Annotated in this window: 12 protein-coding genes; 2 read left to right on the top strand and 10 right to left on the bottom strand. The window is 75.4% G+C overall.

Annotated features, from left to right (window positions below; translation table 11 throughout):
* Positions 1 to 17: 17 nt before the first annotated feature.
* The 5 genes from ACI78V_RS21565 to ACI78V_RS21545 form a co-directional block, all read right to left on the bottom strand.
* Entirely contained in the window at positions 18 to 1,700 is a 1,683-nt protein-coding gene (locus tag ACI78V_RS21565) for a PHA/PHB synthase family protein (RefSeq protein ID WP_456854529.1), read from the bottom strand.
* A 112-nt stretch (positions 1,701 to 1,812) separates the two neighbouring features.
* A complete protein-coding gene (locus ACI78V_RS21560) occupies positions 1,813 to 3,480 on the bottom strand; it encodes a GAP1-N2 domain-containing protein (RefSeq protein WP_456854527.1) in 1,668 nt (555 codons plus the stop codon).
* A complete protein-coding gene (locus ACI78V_RS21555) occupies positions 3,477 to 4,646 on the bottom strand; it encodes a TRAFAC clade GTPase domain-containing protein (RefSeq protein WP_456854526.1) in 1,170 nt (389 codons plus the stop codon). Before ACI78V_RS21555 ends, ACI78V_RS21560 begins: the two co-directional genes overlap by 4 nt.
* A 7-nt stretch (positions 4,647 to 4,653) precedes the next feature.
* The gene (locus tag ACI78V_RS21550) at positions 4,654 to 4,791 is read right to left on the bottom strand and encodes a hypothetical protein (RefSeq protein ID WP_456854524.1); all 138 of its coding nucleotides are present in this window, start codon (positions 4,789 to 4,791) and stop codon (positions 4,654 to 4,656) included.
* 27 nt (positions 4,792 to 4,818) lie between these two features.
* Entirely contained in the window at positions 4,819 to 5,988 is a 1,170-nt protein-coding gene (locus tag ACI78V_RS21545; RefSeq protein ID WP_456854521.1) for a serine/threonine-protein kinase, read from the bottom strand.
* A 186-nt stretch (positions 5,989 to 6,174) separates the two neighbouring features.
* On the opposite strand from ACI78V_RS21545, the gene ACI78V_RS21540 reads away from it, so the two are divergent.
* Positions 6,175 to 7,077, top strand: coding sequence for a chitosanase (locus ACI78V_RS21540; protein WP_456854518.1), 903 nt, complete (start codon positions 6,175 to 6,177; stop codon positions 7,075 to 7,077).
* 26 nt (positions 7,078 to 7,103) lie between these two features.
* Here the strand turns inward: ACI78V_RS21540 and ACI78V_RS21535 are convergent, their stop codons facing one another.
* The 3 genes from ACI78V_RS21535 to ACI78V_RS21525 all read right to left on the bottom strand — a co-directional run bounded on the left by ACI78V_RS21535 (position 7,104) and on the right by ACI78V_RS21525 (position 10,360).
* On the bottom strand, positions 7,104 to 8,039 hold the full coding sequence (locus tag ACI78V_RS21535; protein WP_456854516.1) for an MBL fold metallo-hydrolase: 936 nt from the start codon (positions 8,037 to 8,039) through the stop codon (positions 7,104 to 7,106).
* Positions 8,040 to 8,073: 34 nt separating this feature from the next.
* A complete protein-coding gene (locus ACI78V_RS21530) occupies positions 8,074 to 9,342 on the bottom strand; it encodes an LLM class flavin-dependent oxidoreductase (protein ID WP_456854514.1) in 1,269 nt (422 codons plus the stop codon).
* 70 nt (positions 9,343 to 9,412) lie between these two features.
* Positions 9,413 to 10,360 (bottom strand): fumarylacetoacetate hydrolase family protein, encoded by a 948-nt coding sequence (locus tag ACI78V_RS21525; protein ID WP_456854512.1) that lies wholly within the window; start codon positions 10,358 to 10,360, stop codon positions 9,413 to 9,415.
* A gap of 193 nt (positions 10,361 to 10,553) precedes the next feature.
* Between ACI78V_RS21525 and ACI78V_RS21520 the strand changes: the two genes are divergently transcribed.
* A complete protein-coding gene (locus ACI78V_RS21520; protein WP_456854509.1) occupies positions 10,554 to 11,543 on the top strand; it encodes a LysR family transcriptional regulator in 990 nt (329 codons plus the stop codon).
* On the opposite strand, the gene ilvA is transcribed toward ACI78V_RS21520, so the two are convergent.
* Together ilvA and ACI78V_RS21510 are read right to left on the bottom strand one after the other, a co-directional pair.
* Positions 11,525 to 12,808, bottom strand: a complete 1,284-nt coding sequence (ilvA, locus tag ACI78V_RS21515) for a threonine ammonia-lyase IlvA (protein WP_456854507.1) — start codon at positions 12,806 to 12,808, stop codon at positions 11,525 to 11,527. The two genes, ACI78V_RS21520 and ilvA, sit on opposite strands and share 19 nt — an antisense overlap.
* A 46-nt stretch (positions 12,809 to 12,854) precedes the next feature.
* Positions 12,855 to 18,989, bottom strand: a complete 6,135-nt coding sequence (locus ACI78V_RS21510) for a DUF4011 domain-containing protein (RefSeq protein WP_456854505.1) — start codon at positions 18,987 to 18,989, stop codon at positions 12,855 to 12,857.
* Between the last annotated feature and the right edge of the window lie 315 nt (positions 18,990 to 19,304).

Genomic DNA, 19,304 nt, shown 5'->3' with positions numbered 1-19,304 from the left:
CGGCCGCGGCCACCCGCTCAGGCCGGGACGCGGTCCAGCACGTAGAGCCCGGGGGCCGCCTCCTGCGGCGGGTGGTCCTCGCTGCCGAGCTGCTGCGGGGCGGGCACCTCCTCGCCGGAGCGGGCGACGGTCCACTCCGCCCAGTGGTCCCACCAGCTGCCGGTGTGCCGCTGCGCGCCGGCCCGCCAGTCCTCGGGGTCGGGGCCGAGCGGGCCGCCGGTCCAGTAGCTCATCTTCGGGTTGCCCGGCGGGTTCACCAGGCTCTGGATGTGGCCGCTGGAGCTGAGCACGAACTCGGTGGGGCCCGACAGCAGCTGGGTGGTGCGGTAGGTGCCCTTCCACGGGGTGATGTGGTCGGTGAGCGCCCCGACGACGAACGTCGGCACGGTGATGCGGCCGAGGTCGACCGGGGTGCCGAGCACCGTCTCCGCCCCTGGCCGCGGCAGCGTGTTGTCCCGGAAGACGCGCAGGAACTGCTCGTGCAGCGCGGCCGGCAGGTTGGTGCCGTCGGCGTTCCACTCCAGGACGTCGAACGCCGGCGGCGCCTCGCCCATCAGCCACTGGTTGACCAGGTAGCCGAACACCAGGTCGTCGGGGCGCATCCAGGTGAAGACGCTGCCCATCGAGCGCGCCGGGATCACCCCGCGGGTGCGCGACAGCCGCCTGGCCAGGCCCACCGTGGACCGGCCGGCGAAGGCGCCGAGCGGTGCCGGGGAGTCGAAGTCCAGCAGCGTCACGCCGTACGCGGCGCTGTGCACGCTGTCGTCGCCGGTGGCGGCCAGGTGGTTGAGCAGCGTGGTCATGACGATGCCGCCGGCGCAGAACCCGACGGTGTTGACGTCGGGGGAGCCGGTGACCTGCCGGGCCACCGCGACCGCCCGGCGGACCCGCTCGGCGTAGGTGTCGAGGTCCCAGTGCGCCTGCTTCCGCGTCGGGTTCCGCCAGCTGATCATGAAGACCTGCAGGCCCTGCGCGACGGCGTGCTCGACGAAGCTGCGGCCGGGGCGCAGGTCGAGGAAGTAGAAGCGGCCGATGGGCGGCGGGACGACGACCAGCGGCCGCTCGCGGACCTTCTCGGTCGACGGCGAGTACTGGATGAGCTCGATGACGTCGTCGCGGTAGACCACCGCGCCCGGGGTCATGCCGAGGTTGCGGCCGACGCGGAACGCCGAGCGGTCGGTCTGCGCCGGCATGCCGCCGTTGTGCAGCACGTCGCCCAGCAGCGACTTCGTCCCGCGCACGACGCTGCCGCCGCCGGTCTCCAGCGCCCGCTTGAGCGCCGCCGGGTTGCCGAGCAGCGTGTTGGTGGGCGCCGCCGCGCTGGTCAGTGCGTTCACCGCGAAGCGCGCCCGCTCGACCTCCCGCCAGTCCGCGCCGTCGGCCTCCATCCGGTCGACCACGCGCTGCAGCGCCGCCGTCCAGGCGAGGTACCCCTGGCCCAGCCGCCGGTAACCGGGGTTGTCCGTCCACGCCGGGTCGGTGAACCGCCGGTCCCTCGGGGCGGGCGCGATGCGGTCGGTGCCGCGCACGATCTCGACGAGGTCCCGGCCGAGCTGCACGGTCTCGGCCGCGATCGCGCGCGGCCTCCCGAGCAGCGCGGCGACCCCGCCGAGCCGGCCGACGGTCGCCCCGGCGGCGACGTCCTCACCGCCGCCGGCGGGTACGGAGTGGAGTGGACGGTCGTGCACGGCTTGGCTCACGTGCTCTCCTCGCAGTCGGGCGCGTGTCGCCGACGTTAACGAGAGCAGACCGTCCACAACCGGGCCCAAGGTCCCTGCCGGAGGGAGGGCTGCGACACACTCCGGGACGGCGTCAGCCCCGGCGGCGGCGCCGGCGGGGGACGTCGTCCCCGGCGCCGCGGCCGCGGGCGAAGGACTCGGCCAGGTCCGCGGGCCAGCCGTCGTCCACCAGCAGCAGCGCCAGGGACCGGCCGAGGACCACGTCGACGTCCGGCGCCGGCAGCTCCGAGCCGAACACCACCTCGCGCAGGGCCCAGCCCCGACCGGCGTGGCCGCCGGTGGCCACCGCGGCGGCGAGCTTCTCGACGCCGGAGACGTCCATCCGCAGCGCCGCCCAGCGCAGCACCGGGGGCAGCGCCGACGCCGGCACGTGCCGCTCCAGCCGGGCCAGCCAGCCGACGTCGGCCACCAGCAGGTGCCCGAGCAGCGCCCGGTGCTCCTCGTCGAACGCCCCGCCCTCCGCGCGCCACTGCTCCTCCAGCGCGTCGCCGACGACCCGCCGCCGCGACGCCAGCAGCGCCAGCTCCCACCGGTCCTCGGTCAGCCGCAGCAGGGGCAGCCGGACGCCGAGGCTCAGCGCCTGCTCGACGAGCAGGCCCGCCGCGCGGTCCAGGCGCGCGATCCGCCGGCCCCGGCCGACCTCCTCGGCCAGTGCCGCGCACAGGTCGCCCTGGGTCAGCCCGGCGAGCGTCACTGCCGTCTCGTCGGGGCCCTCGGCGCCGTCGAGCACCTCGTCGAGCAGTCCGGCGAGCACCTCGGCCCGCACCCGCCGGGCCACCGCGGCCGACCGGCGCACCGCCGTCCGCAGCGCCGTGGCCACCGGCGGCTCGGCCGCGGCGAGGACCAGCGCGTCGGCGGTGTTGCGTCCGCGGGCCAGCCAGCGCGCGGCGGCGTCGGACCCCAGCACGCAGCCCACCTGCTCGGCGGTCAGGTCGGCGGCGTCCTGCTCGGCCCAGTCGTCGGCGAACAGCCAGGCGTCCAGCCCGTGCAGGTCGCCGATCGTGTCCGGCGGCAGGTCGCCCTTGCTGGCCGCGGCGAGGAGGGAGCGGGCGCGTTCGGTGTCGGCGGGGCCCGCGGTCGCCCGCGCCGGGGCGTCCACGAGGGTGACGGCCACCGCGGCCGTGTCGTCGTCGTCGGCCTGGCGGTCGGCGCTCAGGGACACGTCGGCGGTCAGCGCCCGCGGCAGCACGGTGGCGACGACGTCGGCGACCTCCCGGCCCGACGGCGCCCGCCGCGGCAGCGTGCACCCGCCCGCGCCGTCGGCGAGCGCGGCCAGCAGCAGCGCGAGACAGGGGGTGAGGGCGTCGACGTCCTCGGCGGTGAGGGCAGGGACGGTGCGCTCGGCCGGCGGCACCCGTAGCGGCGGCAGCTCCGCGGTGGGGACGGCGTCCGCGTCGAGCGCGTCGAGGAAGCCGCCGGTGCGGCGCAGCGCCAGCAGCTCCCGCAGGCCGAGCCGGTCGCCGTCGTCCCAGAGCAGGTGCACCAGGTAGTTGCCCGGCCGGCCGAACCCGTCGGCGCGCGCGGCCACCTTCCGGTAGAGCAGCCGGCCGGCGCCGCGGTGCACCAGCCCGAACGCCTCGCCGGCGTCGGGGGTGAACCCGACCAGCGCGCCGAGCACCTTGCGGGTGCGACCCACCTCGGCCGGCCAGTCGGCGGAGTGGGCGAAGACGCCGAAGCCCGGGCCCTCCAGGGTCCGCGGCGCGGAGGTGTAGACCGCCTGGGCGTAGGCGCGGCCGCTCATCCGAACCACTCACCGCGCAGGGCCGAGCCGGCCTCCTCCGGGTCCAGCCCCTCCTCGGACAGGAAGCCGTGCCGGGCCAGGAGCACCAGCAGCGGGTCCAGGCAGCCGACGGGGGAGATCTCCGGGTAGCCGCCGTCGCGCGCGTCGGCGCCGGTGGCCGACACCGCGTGCACCGTGGGCCGCGGCAGCCGGTTGAGCACCGCGGTGAGCAGGTTGGAGCCGCCGCTGGCCTCGAGGAAGTCGACCAGCCGGGAGCTGGTGGCGCGCACGTCGGCGAACCAGTGCGGCAGCGGCATCGCGGCCAGGTCGGTGTCGCGCAGCGCGCCGCCCGGGAAGTCGGGCAGGCCGCGCAGCTTGTCGGCCTTGGTGACCACGACCGACGCCGAGACCCCCTCCAGGGGGCTGTCCGGGTGCAGGTTGCGGGCGGTGCGCAGCAGGTTGGCCAGGTTCACCACCATCTGCGTGTGCCGGGCCAGCCCCATGGACTCCTCGCCCGGGTCGGCCAGGTGCCGCAGCCGCGGGAAGACGCCCGGGGAGAGCAGCACGAGCACCGAGGACGCCGCGTAGAGGAACTTGCCGTACTGGCCCATGTCCTCGGCGCGGTAGAGCTGCTCCCCGGAGGCGTCGAAGAAGACCAGGTTGACCGCCCGCTCCCCGCCGCCGCGGCCGGTGCCGCGCAGCACGAGCATGAAGGGCTCCGGTGAGCTGCCCTCGCCCAGCAGCGGCAGGGTCAGCGGCAGCTGACGGCGCTGCACCATGAGCCGGTAGCGGTGGTCGTCGAAGCGGGCCGCGCTCTCCTCGTCCATCTCCACGGAGATGCCGAGCGGCGCCAGCGCCCCCTCGTGCAGCTGGTCGATCAGCACGGTCAGGTAGGTGCTCTTCGACGCGCCGGTCAGCCCGACCAGGCCCACGACGATCGTCGGGCGGTCCAGGTAGGCCGGCGGCAGCCGGTGCCCCTTCGGGCAGGTGGGGCTCACGCTCGCGGCGGCCGCGACGGCGGCGTCCCGGGGGGTGGGCGGCGGCGCCGGTTCGGTCCGCAGCGGCTCGAGCAGGCGCTGCCACCGGCTGCGCCGCTCCACCGGCGGGCGGCGCGGCACCCCGGCGGCGTCCCGCCACACCGGGGTGGTCAGCGGCTCCAGGCAACGCGGGCAGACGCGGCGCTTCATCGCCGGCTCAGCGGACGAAGAGGACGAAGAAGACGACGGCGGTCGCGCAGAACACCGCCAGCAGCACGCGCTGCCGCTCGCGGTAGCGGTGCCGTCGCGCGTCCAGGCGCTGCTGGGTCAGCGCCCGCTCGTACATGCCGGACACGGTGGAGGGCCTCCTCGGGGACGGGGGTCAGAAGACGGCGTGGTACAGGACGGCCAGCACCAGGCCGGCGACGATCCCGAGCAGCACGGCGACCGCGACGGCGGCGGCGAACCCGGCGCGGGTGTCGGCGACCGCCCGTTCCAGCCGGGCCAGCTCGTAGCGCGCCGCCTCGACCACCGCGCCCACCGACTGCAGGTCGCGCATCGTCGTCCGCGGGTCGGGGATCTGCGAGGTGCCGCCCAGCCAGCGGGTCTGCTGCTCGACCTGCCGGGCCAGCTGCGGCACCGACGGCCGCTTCTCGGGGGCGAAGCGCAGCGCCTGGGTGACGCTGTCGAGCAGGTTGGGCGGCACCCGCGAGAGGTTGAGCCGGCCGCCGCGCAGGGCGAGGAAGTAGTCGGAGTCCGACATCGCGTCGTCCGGGTCGACCGGGTGCACCGCGCCGGCGGCGAAGGCGATCACCATCCCCCAGCTGTAGACGTCGCTGGCCTCGGTGAGCGCGGCGCCCTGGAGCTGCTCGGGGCTGGCGAACAGCTTCGTGCCCAGCACCGCCATGCCGGTGGTCGCGGTGCCCGAGGGCGGCTCGGGGCCGATGTACCGGCTGATCCCGAAGTCGACCAGCCACACGTCGTTGCCGGAGATGATGATGTTGCCGGGCTTGACGTCGCGGTGGACGACGCCGGCGGCGTGCACGTCCCGCAGCGCGCGGAGCAGGCCGATGGCGATCCGGCGCAGCTCCTCGGCGTTGAGCCCGGCCGAGCGGTGGGCCAGGAACTCGTCCAGCGGCGTGCCCGACACGTACTCCTGCACGTAGTGGGGCGCGTCGGCGTCGAGGTCCTGGTCGACGATGCGGGCCACGCGGGAGCTCTTCACCCGCATGGCGTTCTCCACCTCGCGGGCCAGCCGCTTGCGGGCCAGCTCCGGTGCCCCCTCGGGCAGCCGCTTGATGACGACCAGCGGCCCGTCGTCCCCGGTCGAGCCGACGAAGACGTCGGCGCCCTGGCCGCCGCGCGGCAGCCGGCACAGGAGGGTGTACGGCCCGATCCGGTCGGGGTCGCCGGGCTCGAGGAGGTGCACCTGGCGGGTGCCGGCCAGGTCGGCGACGGCTCCGGTGGGGTCGAGCGCCTCGTCCACGGTGCGGGCCTCCCGGATCGGCGACGGTGGACGACGACGGTAGAACGCCGACCTGGGAACGACCATGGAGGCCGACGCCACACGGCTGCGTGCACCGGCGGGGACGAGCGCCCCTGGTCACCCTCGACCGCCGCCTGGCCCGGGCGAGCGGTCCGGCGTGCGCGTTCCTCCCGCCGGCCTGGTCCCGCGGAACACACGGGTCCGTGCGGGACGTTGGGTCCCGGGACGGTGGGGCGGACGTCGGGGGAGTGGATGAGCGGGACCGGCACGGGTGCGCGGCCGCGGAGGGCTCGGCACCGGCACGCCGCACCCCGACGGCGCCCACCGCGGTCCGCCGTCCTGGCGGCCGTCGGCCTGGCCGTGCTGCTGGCGCTGCTGGTCGTCGTCGTCCCGCGGGTCGGCGGCGACCCGGAGGACACCGGCGACCTCAGGGACCCGGCCACGCGGGACATCGCGATGCAGCTGGTCTCCAGCGCCGAGAACTCCACGCTGGACTGGCGCGGGCAGTACGCCTACATCGAGTGGGACGTCGAGGGCGTGGCCGAGGAGAACCGCGGCTACACCGCCGGCCTGATCGGCTTCTGCAGTGGCTGCGGCGACATGACCCGCCTGGTCGAGTACTACGCCGAGCTCGCACCGGGCAACCGGCTGGCGGGGTACCTGCCCGCGCTGCGCGAGCAGGAGGAGCTCGGCATGGGCTCGGTGACCCAGGAGGGCCTCGGCCCGGCGTTCGTCGCCGACTGGCGGGCCGCCGCCCGCGACCCGCTGTTCCGGGCGGCGCAGGACCACGTCGTCGACACCGCCTACCTCGACCCGGCCGTGACGCAGGGCGTGGCCGACGGCGTGCACGCGCTCGGCCAGTTCGCGTACTTCGACGCGATGGTCATGCACGGCCCGGGCGAGGACCGGCTGAGCTTCGGCGGCATCCGGGCCGCCGCGCTGGAGACCGCGACCCCGCCCGCCCAGGGCGGCGACGAGACCGAGTGGCTCGACGCGTTCCTGGACGCGCGGGTGGCGGCGATGCGGGCCGAGCGCGCGCACCGCGACACCAGCCGGGTGGAGACCGCGCAGCGGCGGTTCCTCGCGGAGGGCAACCTGCACCTGGACCCGCCGCTGCGCTGGTCCACCTACGGCGACGCCTACCGCATCCCCTGACGCGTCCGAGCGCACCCGGGCGGCGGTCAGGCGAGGCAGGTCAGCGGTCGACCGCCGTTGTACGTGATCATCTCGTCCACGATGAGGTGGTAGTCCAGGGGCGCCCCCTGCGGCTCGCCCCGGAGCTCGGAGTAGGCGCGGTGCAGGTTGCCGACCAGCCGCTCGGGATCCGTCCAGCGGGCGAAGTCGCCCAGGTCGGTGCGGCGTGCCACCTCCAGCGGGGGATCCCCCGCACCGAACCCCTCGCGGGCCCGCTCCTGCACGAACCGCAGGTAGTCCAGCTGGCCGCCGATGACCTCGGCGTCGCAGACGGCGCCGTGCCCGGGCACGATCGTCGCCGCGTCGAGCGCCTGGAGCTCGGTCAGCGCGACGACGAGGCCCTGCACCGACCCCATCACCACGAACGGGGTCCCGCCGTTGAAGAGCAGGTCGCCGGCGAAGAGCAGGCCGCGCTCGGGCACCCACACGGTGACGTCGTTGGTGGTGTGGGCCGGCTGCCCGACGTACCGCAGCGTGGTGGCGACGTCGTCGCAGTAGACGGTCACCGACTCGTCGAAGGTGACCGTCGGTGCGGCGATCTCCAGGTCACCCCACTCGACGCCCGGGAACCACTGCTGCGTCTCCAGGCCCACGGCCAGCATCGTCTGCCGGCACAGGTCGTGGCCGACGATCGTCGCCTGCGGGAACAGGTAGTTGCCGTAGGTGTGGTCGCCGTGGTGGTGCGTGTTGACGATCGTCCGGACGGGGGTCTCGGTCAGCGTGCCGACGGCGTCCTTGAGCCCCTGACCGCGGGCGGCGGTGAACGCCGTGTCCACGAGGGTGACCCCGCGCTGCCCGACGTGGACGCCGGCGTTGTTCAGACCCCAGCTGCCGTCGAGCTGGACGAAGGCGTGGAAACCGCCGCCGAGGCTCTCGATCGTCGGCGGCGGCAGGACCGCCGTGTGGGCGTTGCTGGTGCTCATGTCCCCTCCAGCGGGAGCGTGACGGGGTCCACTCTCAGGCCTGCCCGGTCGTGGCCTCGGCCAGGCCGAACTCCGGCATGACCTCGGTGGAGAACAGCTCGAGCATCTGCAGGCCCTCGTCGCGCGGGATCATGCCCCAGTGGAAGAGCCACACGAAGTAGTCGATGGGCAGCTTCGTGAGGAAGTCCCCGACCTGGCGCTTGACGTCGTCGACCGTGCCGCCGATGAGCAGTCCGCTGTTGATCAGCCGGTCGGCGAGGTGCTCCCCGGGCTTGGGCACCGGTCCCTCCTCGCCGTCGTACCGGGCGCCCTCCATGAACCCGAACTGCTCGTACCAGCCCTGCCAGACCGGCTTCTCGTAGCGGTCGACGCTGGCCCGGATGCGGGCCCGCACCTCGTCCTCCGGCGTGCCGTTCGGGTAGACGTAGAAGGTGCGGCAGACGCCGATGCCCTCCCCGAACCTCGGGTTGCGCCCGCGTGAGTTGGCGCCCTGCACGTAGATGTCCATGAGCTGGCGCAGCTTCTCGTGCGAGCCCATGAGGATCGTCGGGGTGACGTCCTCCTCCCCGCACCACTGCAGCGTGCCGGGGCTGGCGCCGAAGGCCTGGAACAGCTGCGGGTGCGGGCTCTGGTAGGGCCGGGGCACCACGCTGACGCCCTTGACCGTGCCGTGCTCGTCGACCTCGCCCGGCTGACCGTAGGGGCCGGTGATCGTCTTCGCCGGCGGCCAGTTCGGGATGCCCTCGACCGGGAACGGCACCTTGTAGGTCGGGCCGTCGTACTGCAGCAGCGGCTCCGTCCACGCCTTCTTCATGATCGCGAAGTTCTCGGAGAACAGCAGCCGGTTCCGCTGGTCGGCGTCGCTCATGTCCGACGCCGTGGAGGTCACCCCGAACCGCTGTCCGAGGATGTTCTGCCACCGGGCCTGGTAGCCGCGGGCCATGCCGACGAACAGCCGGCCCCTCAGCATGTGGTCGACGACGGCGATCTCCTCCGCCAGGCGGATGGGGTCGTGCGCCGGCAGCACCAGCCCCAGCTGACCGTGCCGGAGGCGCTTGGTGTGCTGCCCCAGGTAGAGGTTGAGCATGAGGGGCGCGGGGGAGATCTCCATCCCCTCGGAGTGCATGTGGTGCTCGACGTGCGTGATGCCCCAGTAGCCGAGGTCGTCGGCGGCCTTCACCAGTTCGACCAGGCCCTCCAGCATCCGCTGGTAGGCGTCGTTGTCCCGGCCGATGGGGCGGCGGGCGGCCATCTCCTGCTCGTCGCCGAGCGTGGGGTACACCTGCAGGATCACGTCGGGCATGCGCTTCTCCGTTGCGTCGGGAGGTGGGAGCGCGCGGTCGAGCCGACAGCGCGCGTGTGCAGGGGAGGGGTCAGCCGGGCCGGGAGGTCAGGTCGATCCCGTAGCCGGGGGCGTCCCGCTTCTTGCCGACGGTGTTGCGCAGGACGCCGATCCCCTCCACCTCGAGCTCGACGACGTCGCCGGGCTGGATCCAGCGGTCCAGCTCCAGGCCGCACCCGCGGCCGATCGTCCCGCCACCGATGACGTCCCCGGGCTGCAGCGGCTGGTCGACCGACAGGGTCGAGACGACCTCGGCGAAGCTGAAGACCATCGCGCCGAGCGTGCCCTCGGACCACGTCTCCCCGTTGACCCGGGCGCTCATCCGCGCGGTGGAGATGTCGACGGCGTCCGCGGTGGTGAGGGTCGGGCCCAGGGAGGTGGCGAAGTCCTTGCCGAAGGCGGGCCCGAGCCGGACCTCCATCTCGCGGAACTGGATGTCCCGCGCGCTCCAGTCGTTGAAGACCGTGTAGCCGACGATGCAGTCCAGGGCCTGCTCCGGCGTCACCTGGGAGGCGGGCCTCCCCAGCACCGCGGCCACCTCCAGCTCGTAGTCGAGCTTGTCGGTGTAGTGCGGCCAGGGGACCTCGTCCTCCGGCCCGATCACCGTGTCCGGGTTGCCCTTCCAGTGGATCGGCAGCCGGTACCACTCGGCGGGCACGGTGCCCAGGCTGTTCCGGACGTGTTCCTCGACGAGCATGAAGTCGCGCATCGAGTTCGGGCGGGGCAGGGGTGCGGCGAGCCGGACCCCGTCGAGCGGCAGGAGACAGTCGCCGGTCTCCCGGGCCCTCTCCAGGCACGACCGGGCGAGGTCGAGGCCCTGCTCACCCCGCCGGAGGAGCGCGAGCACCGAGTCCGGCGGCGGGGTGTCCGGGGCGAGGGTCCTCGCGGCCGCGGCGAGGTCGACGACCTGCCCGGCATGGAGCAGCCCGGGGAGCGGAGACCCCGCTGCTCCCGTGCGGCGGAAACTGACCAGCTGCACCGATCCGCCCCTCCCCGGTGGGCTCCGACGACCACCTGGGGCCGAACCTAGGACCGGCTCGGGCGACGTGGGAAACAGTGATCCGCGGTGGATTGACCGGCTAGCGTGGTCAATCCGCCGCGGCGACCACGGCCGGCGCTCCGGGCCGGACCCGCAGGAGGGTCCCGCCGGGGCGCAGGAGGGTCAGGGTGCGGTGAAGGACGACGTCGAGCTCCGCCACCTGCGCGCCTTCGTGGCCGTCGCCGAGGAGCTGAACTTCTCCCGGGCGGCACGGCGGGTGCACCTGGCGCAGCAGTCGCTCAGCGCGCAGGTGCAGCAGCTGGAGCACGGCCTCGGGGTCCAGCTCTTCCGCCGGACCACGCGCCGGGTGGAGCTCACCGAGGCCGGTGCGGTGCTGCTGGAACAGGCCCAGGCGGTGCTCCGCCTGGTCGCGTCGGCACTGGAGCAGACCCAGCGGGTCGCCGCGGGGGAGAGCGGACGGCTGGTCGTCTCGTACACGCCGACGCTGGTCCAGGAGACCCTGCCCCGGCTGGTCTCCGCCGTCCACGAACGTCTCCCGGAGCTGTCCCTGCAGATGTGCGAGATGTGGCAGCCGGAGAGCCTGGAGGCGGTCCGGGCCGGGCGGGTGGACGTCGGGATGGCGCGGTCGGCCAACGTGGGCGAGGACCTCGAGTCGGTCCGGCTGCGGGACGAGCCGATCGGCATCGTGCTCGGCGCCGGCCACCCGCTGGCCGCGCACCGGGTGCTCACCGTGCCGCAGCTGGCCGACTCGACCCTGGCCATCTGGCCCCGCCAGTTCTCGCCGGACTTCTTCGACCAGGTGGTCGGCTCCTTCCGCCGGCACGGCTTCCACGGGCCCATCCACGAGTTCGAGTACCTGACCTCCGCGCTGTTCCACCGCGACCCGGCCGCGCGCGCGGAGATCGTCGCGGGCCAGGCGTTCTCGGTGGCGTTCGTGACGCAGTTCGACCCCCTGCCCGACGGCTTCGTCTGGCGCGCCGTCGAGCCGGCACCGCTCATCCCGGTCCAGGTCTACTGGCGGCCCGGCGCCGGCGCGGCGGTCCGGCGCCTCGTCGAGGTGGCTCTCGGGGTGTCCAGGGCGGAGGGCTGGCTGGACCCGGTGGCCGCGGTGACCGGCGGCCCGCAGGAGGCCGTCCTGGCGGGTCAGACCAGGAAGCGGTAGGCGGTGGTCCCCGGCGCCAGGTGCTGGATGCGCAGCGGGCTGGCCTCGATGCGGGCCAGCAGCTCCGGCAGGTCGGCGGCGCGCCCGATCTCGATGCCGGTCAGGGCGGCGCCGGTCTCGCGGTTGTCCCGCTTCACGTACTCGAACAGCACGATGTCGTCGTCGGGCCCCAGCACCTCGTCGAGGAAGCGGCGCAGGGCCCCCGGCTCCTGCGGGAACTCGACCAGGAAGTAGTGCTTGAGCCCGCGGTGCACCAGCGACCGCTCGACCACCTCGGCGTACCGGCTGACGTCGTTGTTGCCCCCGGACAGCACGCACACGACCGTCCGACCCGGCTCGACGCCCACCAGCCCGCCGGTCAGCGCGGCCGACGCCAGCGCCCCCGCGGGCTCGGCGATGACGCCGTCCACCTGGTACAGGTCGAGCATCTCGGTGCAGATCTGGCCCTCGGGGACGGCGACCAGCTCGGCGCCGCAGTCGCGGACCAGCGGCAGGGTCACCTCCCCGACCCGGCGGACGGCGGCACCGTCGACGAAGGTGTCGATCTCGGGCAGCTCCACCGGGGAGCCGGCGGCGAGGGCGGCGGCCATGCTCGCCGCGCCGGCCGGCTCGACGCCGACGAGCCGGGTCCCGGGACTGTGGGCGCGCAGCCACGTGCCGCAGCCGGCGAGGAGCCCGCCGCCGCCCACCGGCAGCACCACGACGTCCGGCGGGACGCCGAGCTGCTCGAGCACCTCGACGCCGACCGTCGCCTGCCCGACCACGGTGGACAGCGCGTCGAAGGCCGGCACCAGGGTGGCGCCGGTGCGCCCGGCGAACGCCGCCGCGGCGGCGGCCGCCTCGTCGTAGGAGTCGCCGGTGACGACGAGGTCCACCGCGTCGCCGCCGAGGGCGCGGATGCGCTCGCGCTTCTGTCGCGGCGTCGTCCCCGGCACGAACACCGAACCGTGCACCCCCAGCGCCCGGCACGCGTACGCCACGCCCTGACCGTGGTTGCCGGCGCTGGCGCACACCACCCCGGCGCCGCGGGCGGCGGCGTCGAGGCCGGCGATCGTGTTGTACGCGCCGCGCACCTTGTAGGAGCGCCCGACCTGGAGGTCCTCCCGCTTCACCCAGACGTCGGCCCCGGTGAGGGCGGAGAGCCGGGCGTTGCGCTGCAGCGGGGTCCGCTCGGCGACGCCGGCGAGGCGGCGGACGGCCTCCCGCACCGCCGCCTCGAACGACCCCGGGTCCAGGGCGGTGCCCGCGAGCGAGGGAGAGCTCATCCCGCCATCGTCGCCGACGTGCCGCACCGGCCCGCGCGCAGCCCGGTCACGCCGCCGCGGTGAGCAGGCCGGAGTCCTGGCGGACGAGCCGACCGGCGGCCACGACCCGGCCCAGTGCGGCCTCCAGCAGCGGCAGCAGGGACGGCGTCCGGCGGCGGTAGCCGAACACCTCCGCCGTCCGCAGGAACAGCTCGTCCTGCGTCATGCCGGCGCTGGCGCGGCACAGGGCGACCATGGCGTTGCCGACCTCCTCCGGTGCCACGTGCTCCAGCGGCCGGTCGGCGCTGGCGGCCTGGCGGCGGAAGGCCGACCAGGTGTCGCGGTCGAGCGCCTCGGGCCAGACGAACTCACCGGCGAGGGTGGCCGGCGGCAGCAGCGCGAGCAGCGCGTCGCGCCGGGCCTCGCTGACCCGGGTGAGCCCGAACGCGCCCGCGGCCAGCCGGGCCAGCCGGTCGCGGTGCACGGGCCCCTCGGCCTTGAGCCCCGCGGTGAGGACCCGCTTCACCGTGCGCGCGATCCGCGCGTCGGAGAGCAGGTCGAGCACCTTGCGGTCCCCGGCGGTCTTGGGCACCCACGGGACGAACGGCAGCTCGCCGTCCAGCGGCGAAACGGTCTTCCGCGCCGTCCGCCGGGCGGGCCGGGACGGCGCCGCGTCGACGTCCGGTGCCGGGACGCCCGCCTCGGCGCGTGCCTCGCTGTGCGGCACCTCGCCGGCGGACGCCACCACGGGCGCCTCGGCGACCGCGGCGGGCTCGGCGACCGGCTCGTCGACGACCGGGACCCCGACCGCCGGCGCGGGCACCGGCACCTCCACGACGACCGGTGCGGGACCCCGCAGCGGCACCGCTGACCTCAGCTCGGTCGCGGGCGGCTCGGCGGGGGCGGGCACGGGCGGGACGACGTCCACCGGCCCGCCGGCGACCGGCTCCCCGACGACCGGGGCGTCCTCGGGGAGCGTGGGGGCGGGGAGGGCCGTCCTCGCTCCCCGGGCCGGCACCTCGGGCGCCGGCACCGCGTCGACGGCGGCGACCAGCCGGTCGAGCACGGCGTCGCGGTCGCGCAGCCAGGTCGGCAGCCACACGCGCTCGACCGCCGGCCAGCGCAGCATCCCGGCGAGCACGTCGACCGGCAGACCGTCGCGGTCGCCGACGGTCTGCCGGCGGGCCCAGGTGGGGCCGTCGAGGAGCACGGCCATCAGCGGCGCGTCCGGCGCCTCGGCGCGGGCGACCGACAGGTCCACCCGGAACTCCGAGAGCCCGACGTCGGTGCGCACGACGAGCCCGCGGTCGCGCAGCGCGGCGGCGATCTCGTCGCGGTGCCGGTCGGGGACGGCGACCGGCCGGGCGTCGCGGGGGAGGGCGTCGGTGCCCAGCGCGGCGAGGTCCAGGTAGGCGCGCAGGTGCTTGATGCCCACCGACGAGGTCTGCTCCGCGCGCAGCTGCGACGGGTCGAAGGAGGAGAAGACGACGACCTGACGCCGGGCGCGGGTGACCGCGACGTTGAGCCGCCGCTCGCCGCCGACCCGGTTGAGCGGGCCGAAGTTCAGCGGGAGGAACCCGCGGTCGTTGACGCTGAACCCGGTGGAGAACAGCACGACGTCGCGCTCGTCGCCCTGCACGTTCTCCAGGTTCTTGACGAACAGCCCCTCGCCGTCGGTGCGGTCCAGCGCCTCCACGAGGCGGTCGTCGCCGGCGTCGCGCAGCAGGCCCTCGATGTAGGCCCGCTGCTGCACGTTGAACGTGATGACGCCGATCGAGGGCAGCTGGTCGGGGGAGGCGTCGAAGCGGCGGCGGATCTCCGCCACGACCGCCTTGGCCTCCATCGGGTTGGTGCGCAGCAGCCGTCCGGCGCCGGAGCGGTGGAAGGTGCCGTTGACCCGCACCAGCGAGATGCCGCGCCCGTCGACGTCGGCCGAGGGCCGGCCGTGGGTGGGCGCCGGGAACGACGAGAGCCGGTTCTCGTAGTAGTTGGCGTTGCTGAACGCGATCAGCGACTCGTCCTGGCTGCGGTAGTGCCACGACAGCCACTGCCGCGGCACCCGGGCCTGCACGCACTCGGAGAGGATGGACTCCTCGTCCTCGACCGCGGTGCCCAGCAGCTCGATCGCGTCGTCCTCGGCCGATCCGGAGGACGGCTCGGCGAAGGACGTCGGCGGCATCTGCTTGCTGTCACCGACGACCACCGCGGCCCTGGCCCGGCCCAGCGCGCCGACCGCGTCGGCCACCCGGATCTGCGAGGCCTCGTCGAACACGACCAGGTCGAACAGGCCCGCCTCGGCCGGGAAGAACCGCGCCACCGAGTCGGGGGAGACCAGCACGCACGGCATGACGGCGGTGACCAGCTTGCCGTACTGGGCCAGCAGCCCGCGCACGCCCAGCCCGCGGCGGGACTTGGCGAGCTCCCGCTGCAGCGCGCCGACCTGGCCGTTGCCGCTGGCGGCGTCGAACGGGCGGGCCGCGAGCACCGCGCCGGGCAGCGCCGAGCGCAGGTGCTCCCGGACGGCCCTCGAGGCGGCGGTGAAGCGGGTGATCGCCTTCTGGTGGACCTCGGCGTCGAACCCGTCCAGGCCGGAGGCGGCGCGCCGCTCGGCGACCGAGGCGAGGGCGAGGCCGTGCTCGAAGGCACGCACCGCGTCGTCGGCGGGCAGCTCGCCGCTGAGCAGCACGGCCCGGGCCTCGTGCAGGCCGGCGGCGCGCAGCGGCTCGAGGGTGTCGATGAAGTCCGCCCAGCGGCGCAGCGACATCAGCCCGGTGTGCTCCACGCCGCGCTCGGGGCGGGTCATGTGCCAGCGCAGCACCAGGCCGTCGTTCCCGGCCCAGCGGGCGAGCTGGCGGGAGCCGGTGGAGCACACCCGCAGCAGCGTCGTCACGGCGTCGCGCAGCCGGGCGACGGCCGCGCCGACGGCGGCGTCGGGCCCGGGGCCCTGGACGACCCAGCGGCGCAGGGCGGCGGCGAACTGGCCGTCCCGGTCCGTGGCGGCACCGGCCGCGCGCAGCCAGGCCACCTGCCCGTCGAGCAGCGTCGGGTCGACCAGCGGGTTCCAGCCGGCCGGGACCGACAGCCCGGGGATGACCGAGGCGCGCGCGGCGATCCCGTGCGCCGCGGTCTGCACCCGCCACAGGGAGGCGGTCAGCTCGGGGACGTCCCTGAGCTTCACCTTGACGCCGGGCCGCAGCACCGGGGCCAGCTGGTCGCGGACCGCGCGCAGCCCCCTCCGGCGGACCATCCAGCGCCCGGCCTGCGCGGTCTGCGCGGCGACGTACAGCTCCGCCAGCGGCAGCTCCAGCGCGGCCGGCGTGGCCAGCTCCAGCCCCGGGTGGACGGCGCCGGCGAACGCGGCGACCTCGCCCAGGACGGTCGTGGTCGCGACCGTCCAGCGCTCGGTCGGCACCTCGTCGAGCACGTCGAGGGAGGTCGCCGGCCCGGACAGCAGGTGCGCCAGCGCGGCGAGGTCCTCCGGCGTCCGCACCTCGCGCAGCGCCCGGGCCAGGTGCGGCTCGGCCGGCAGCTCGCGGATCCCGGCGTCGACGGCCGCGGCGGCCTGCTGGGCGGCGAGCAGGTCGACCCGTGCGGTGTCGACGAACGCCCACGCGTGCTGCGGCGAGGGCCGCACCAGGTCGGCGATGTCGGGCAGGAGGGCCAGCGCGCGGCGCACCGCGGTCATCGTCTCGACCGACGCCCCGGCCACGAACGGCATCGGCAGCGGCATCGCCGGGACGCCCTCGCGCACGGCCAGGGCCGCGGTCCGCGCCGAGTAGTACGACAGCCCGGCGGCGTTCTCGGCGTGCAGCCGGTCGGCGTAGCGGGCGAGGGTGCGGCGGGCGGAGCGGAGGTCCTCGCCGTCGGCGGCCAGGCCCTGCTCGTCGACGGCGACCGCGTGCTCCAGCGCCGCCTTGATCTGCGCCCGCACCACCGAGGTCTTGCTGCCCTTGTCGTGCAGGTCGAGGGCGAAGGGGCCCATGCCGACGGCCTCGAGCCGCCGGGCGACGACGTCCAGGGCCGCCCGCTTCTCGGCGACGAACAGCACCCGCTTGCCGTCGGCGACCGCGCGGGTCAGCAGGTTGGTGATGGTCTGCGACTTGCCGGTGCCGGGCGGGCCCTCCAGCACGAACGTGCGGCCCGCGGCGGCCTCGGCGACGGCGCGCAGCTGCGAGGCGTCGGCCGGGACGGGGCAGCCGGCGGCGAGCTCGTCGAGGTCGACCCGGCCGGCGGTGTCCGGCGCGGGGTCGGGGAACGCCTCGGTGGGCTGGTGCACGAGGTGCCGGACCAGCGGGTTGGCCGTGAAGTCGGCCCAGTGCTCGTCGAGGTCCTTCCACAGCCGGAACTTGGCGAACTGCAGGACGGCGAGGTCGGCGGTCGGCTCGACGCGGTAGGGGACCCCCGCATCGGCCAGCGCCTGGCGCATGGCCTGCATCGCGCGGTCGACGTCGATGCCGGCGCCGTCCTCGGCCGGCTCGGTCAGCCCCGGCACGGTGAGCCCGTGCAACTGGCGCAGCTTCTCCAGCAGGCAGTGGTTCGGGGTGCTGGTGCCGGTGTCGTCGAGGGTCAGCCGGTAGACGCCGTTGCGGCTGGTGGGGGTCAGGGTGACCGGCACCAGCACCAGCGGCGAGCGCAGCGGCCGGCCGTCGAGCTCCCAGGCCAGGCTGCCCAGCGCCAGGTACAGGTTGTTGGCGCCGGTCTCCTCCCGCACCGTCTTCGCCTTGTAGGCGAGGTTGCGCAGCCGGGGCAGGTAGCCGCCCTCGGAGACGTCGGCGTGCACCGACCGCCGCTCCACCAGCAGCTCGGCCAGCACGTCGGCCGGGAGCTCCGCGGCCGAACGCAGCCCCCGCTCGCGCTGGACGGCGGCGATCCGGTCGCTGGGCAGCAGCTGCACCGCGGTGCCGGCGTGCAGCAGGTTCTCCAGGGTGCCCAGGTGCGCGGCGGGCACGGCCAGCGGCAGCCCGGCGCGCTCGGAGTAGTTGATCAGCCGGTTGCGCAGCGAGAGGTCGAGCAGGCTGTTCTTCCACTGCTGGACCCGGGCGGGGGTCTCGGCGCGGCCCGGCTGGGCCGGCGCGGGCACCCGCTCGACCGGCCTCGCGGCGACGCTGTGCTGCGCCGGCCGGTACTCGAACACCTGCACCGCGCCGTCCGGGCCGCGGGTGCGGGCGGGCAGCGGCACGATGCCGTCGCGCCGGGCGCGGTGGACGTCGGTGACGCCCAGGACCCGGTCGAGGTCGCCGCTCAGCCACGCGTCGTAGGCCGGGGAGTGCAGGTCCTGCGGCTGGTCGTCGCGCGCCCGGCTGGTCAGCAGCGTGGTCTCCACCAGGCGCACGAGGCCGAGGTCGACCAGGTTCACCAGCGGGGCGACGTCGGTGGTCGCGGCGCTCTCCGCGCCGCGCTCCTCGCGCCAGTAGCCGAGGAAGGCGTGGCCCTCGGCCAGCCACAGCAGCGGCCGGATGCCGGCCTGCTCCAGGGCGGCGGCGAGGACGACGACGGTGTCCAGGCAGGTGCCGACGCGGCCGTCGAGGACGTCGCCGGGCGTGCGCACCTTCTGCCCGACGTCGGCCCAGCTCGCCGGGGGCTCGCTGTAGCGGATGGCCCGGCGGCGCATCGCCTCGGTCAGCGCCTCCACGATCTCGTCGGCCCGCTCCGGGCCGGACTGGTAGCCCTGCACCGACGGGCTGCCGGTGCGCGCCTCGAGCAGCTCGCCGGCCTCGGCGATCAGCGCGGTCACCGCCGGGTGGTTGGGCATGACGTGGGCCGCGAGCATCTCCAGCGCCAGCGGGACGGGAGCGGCCAGCCACTGGTTGGCGGCCAGCACCTGCACCGGCACGGCGGTGCCCGCGACGTCCTCGCCGTCGACGAGCAGGTCGATCTCGATCGAGCCCGGGCGCTGCTCCTCGATCTGCAGCATCGCGGCGGGGTCCATGACGAGGCCGACGTCGCTGAGCACCGTGGTCTGGCCGGCGTCGAGATCGACCAGCAGCTCCACGGCGGTGCCGATCGGGCCCTCGGCGTCGCGCACGCCCAGTCGCACCGTCGCCGCGCGCACCGCGCCGCCGTGGTTGGTGAACGCCAGCCGGCTGACCACCGGGACCCGGTTGTGGGCGAGGGCGTAGCTGAGGACGGGGGTGGACGTCGCGGAGATCGCCACGGCCGGCCGGGTGCTGGTGTCGGTCGACCGGAGGTCCGTGGCGCTCATGCGGCCTGTCTACCGGTCCGGACGGACCGGTCCGGTCAGGTGCGCGAGGCGTCTGGGACGGGTGTGACGGGTGCTGCCGGTCTGACCACGGATCACCTCCGGGACACCTCCGGACGGTCACGACCGCGGATCCGCGTGCCGATGGGGCGGCCCGGGCTACCTGCGCAGGCCGGCCACGCGCGCGACCGCCCCCCGGGGGGGGGGGGGGGGGGGGGGGGGGGGGGGGGGGGGGGGGGGGGGGGGGGGGGGGGCGGGGGGGGGGGGGGGGGGGGGGGGGGGGGGGGGGGGGGGCGGGGGGTGGGGGGGGCTCGTCTG

This window comes from Geodermatophilus sp. SYSU D00742, from assembly GCF_054049935.1.
Note: the sequence above shows the minus strand (reverse complement) of the source record. Positions and strands in the feature narration are given on the sequence as shown.

Excerpts from the sequence above, each read along its gene's own strand:
- ACI78V_RS21560 (WP_456854527.1), bottom strand. The coding sequence starts at position 3,480 with ATGAGCGGCCGCGCCTACGCCCAGGCGGTCTACACCTCCGCGCCGCGG.
- ACI78V_RS21555 (WP_456854526.1), bottom strand. The coding sequence starts at position 4,646 with ATGAAGCGCCGCGTCTGCCCGCGTTGCCTGGAGCCGCTGACCACCCCG.
- ACI78V_RS21545 (WP_456854521.1), bottom strand. The coding sequence starts at position 5,988 with ATGGTCGTTCCCAGGTCGGCGTTCTACCGTCGTCGTCCACCGTCGCCG.
- ACI78V_RS21540 (WP_456854518.1), top strand. The coding sequence starts at position 6,175 with ATGAGCGGGACCGGCACGGGTGCGCGGCCGCGGAGGGCTCGGCACCGG.
- ACI78V_RS21535 (WP_456854516.1), bottom strand. The coding sequence starts at position 8,039 with ATGAGCACCAGCAACGCCCACACGGCGGTCCTGCCGCCGCCGACGATC.
- ACI78V_RS21530 (WP_456854514.1), bottom strand. The coding sequence starts at position 9,342 with ATGCCCGACGTGATCCTGCAGGTGTACCCCACGCTCGGCGACGAGCAG.
- ilvA (WP_456854507.1), bottom strand. The coding sequence starts at position 12,808 with ATGAGCTCTCCCTCGCTCGCGGGCACCGCCCTGGACCCGGGGTCGTTC.
- ACI78V_RS21510 (WP_456854505.1), bottom strand. The coding sequence starts at position 18,989 with ATGAGCGCCACGGACCTCCGGTCGACCGACACCAGCACCCGGCCGGCC.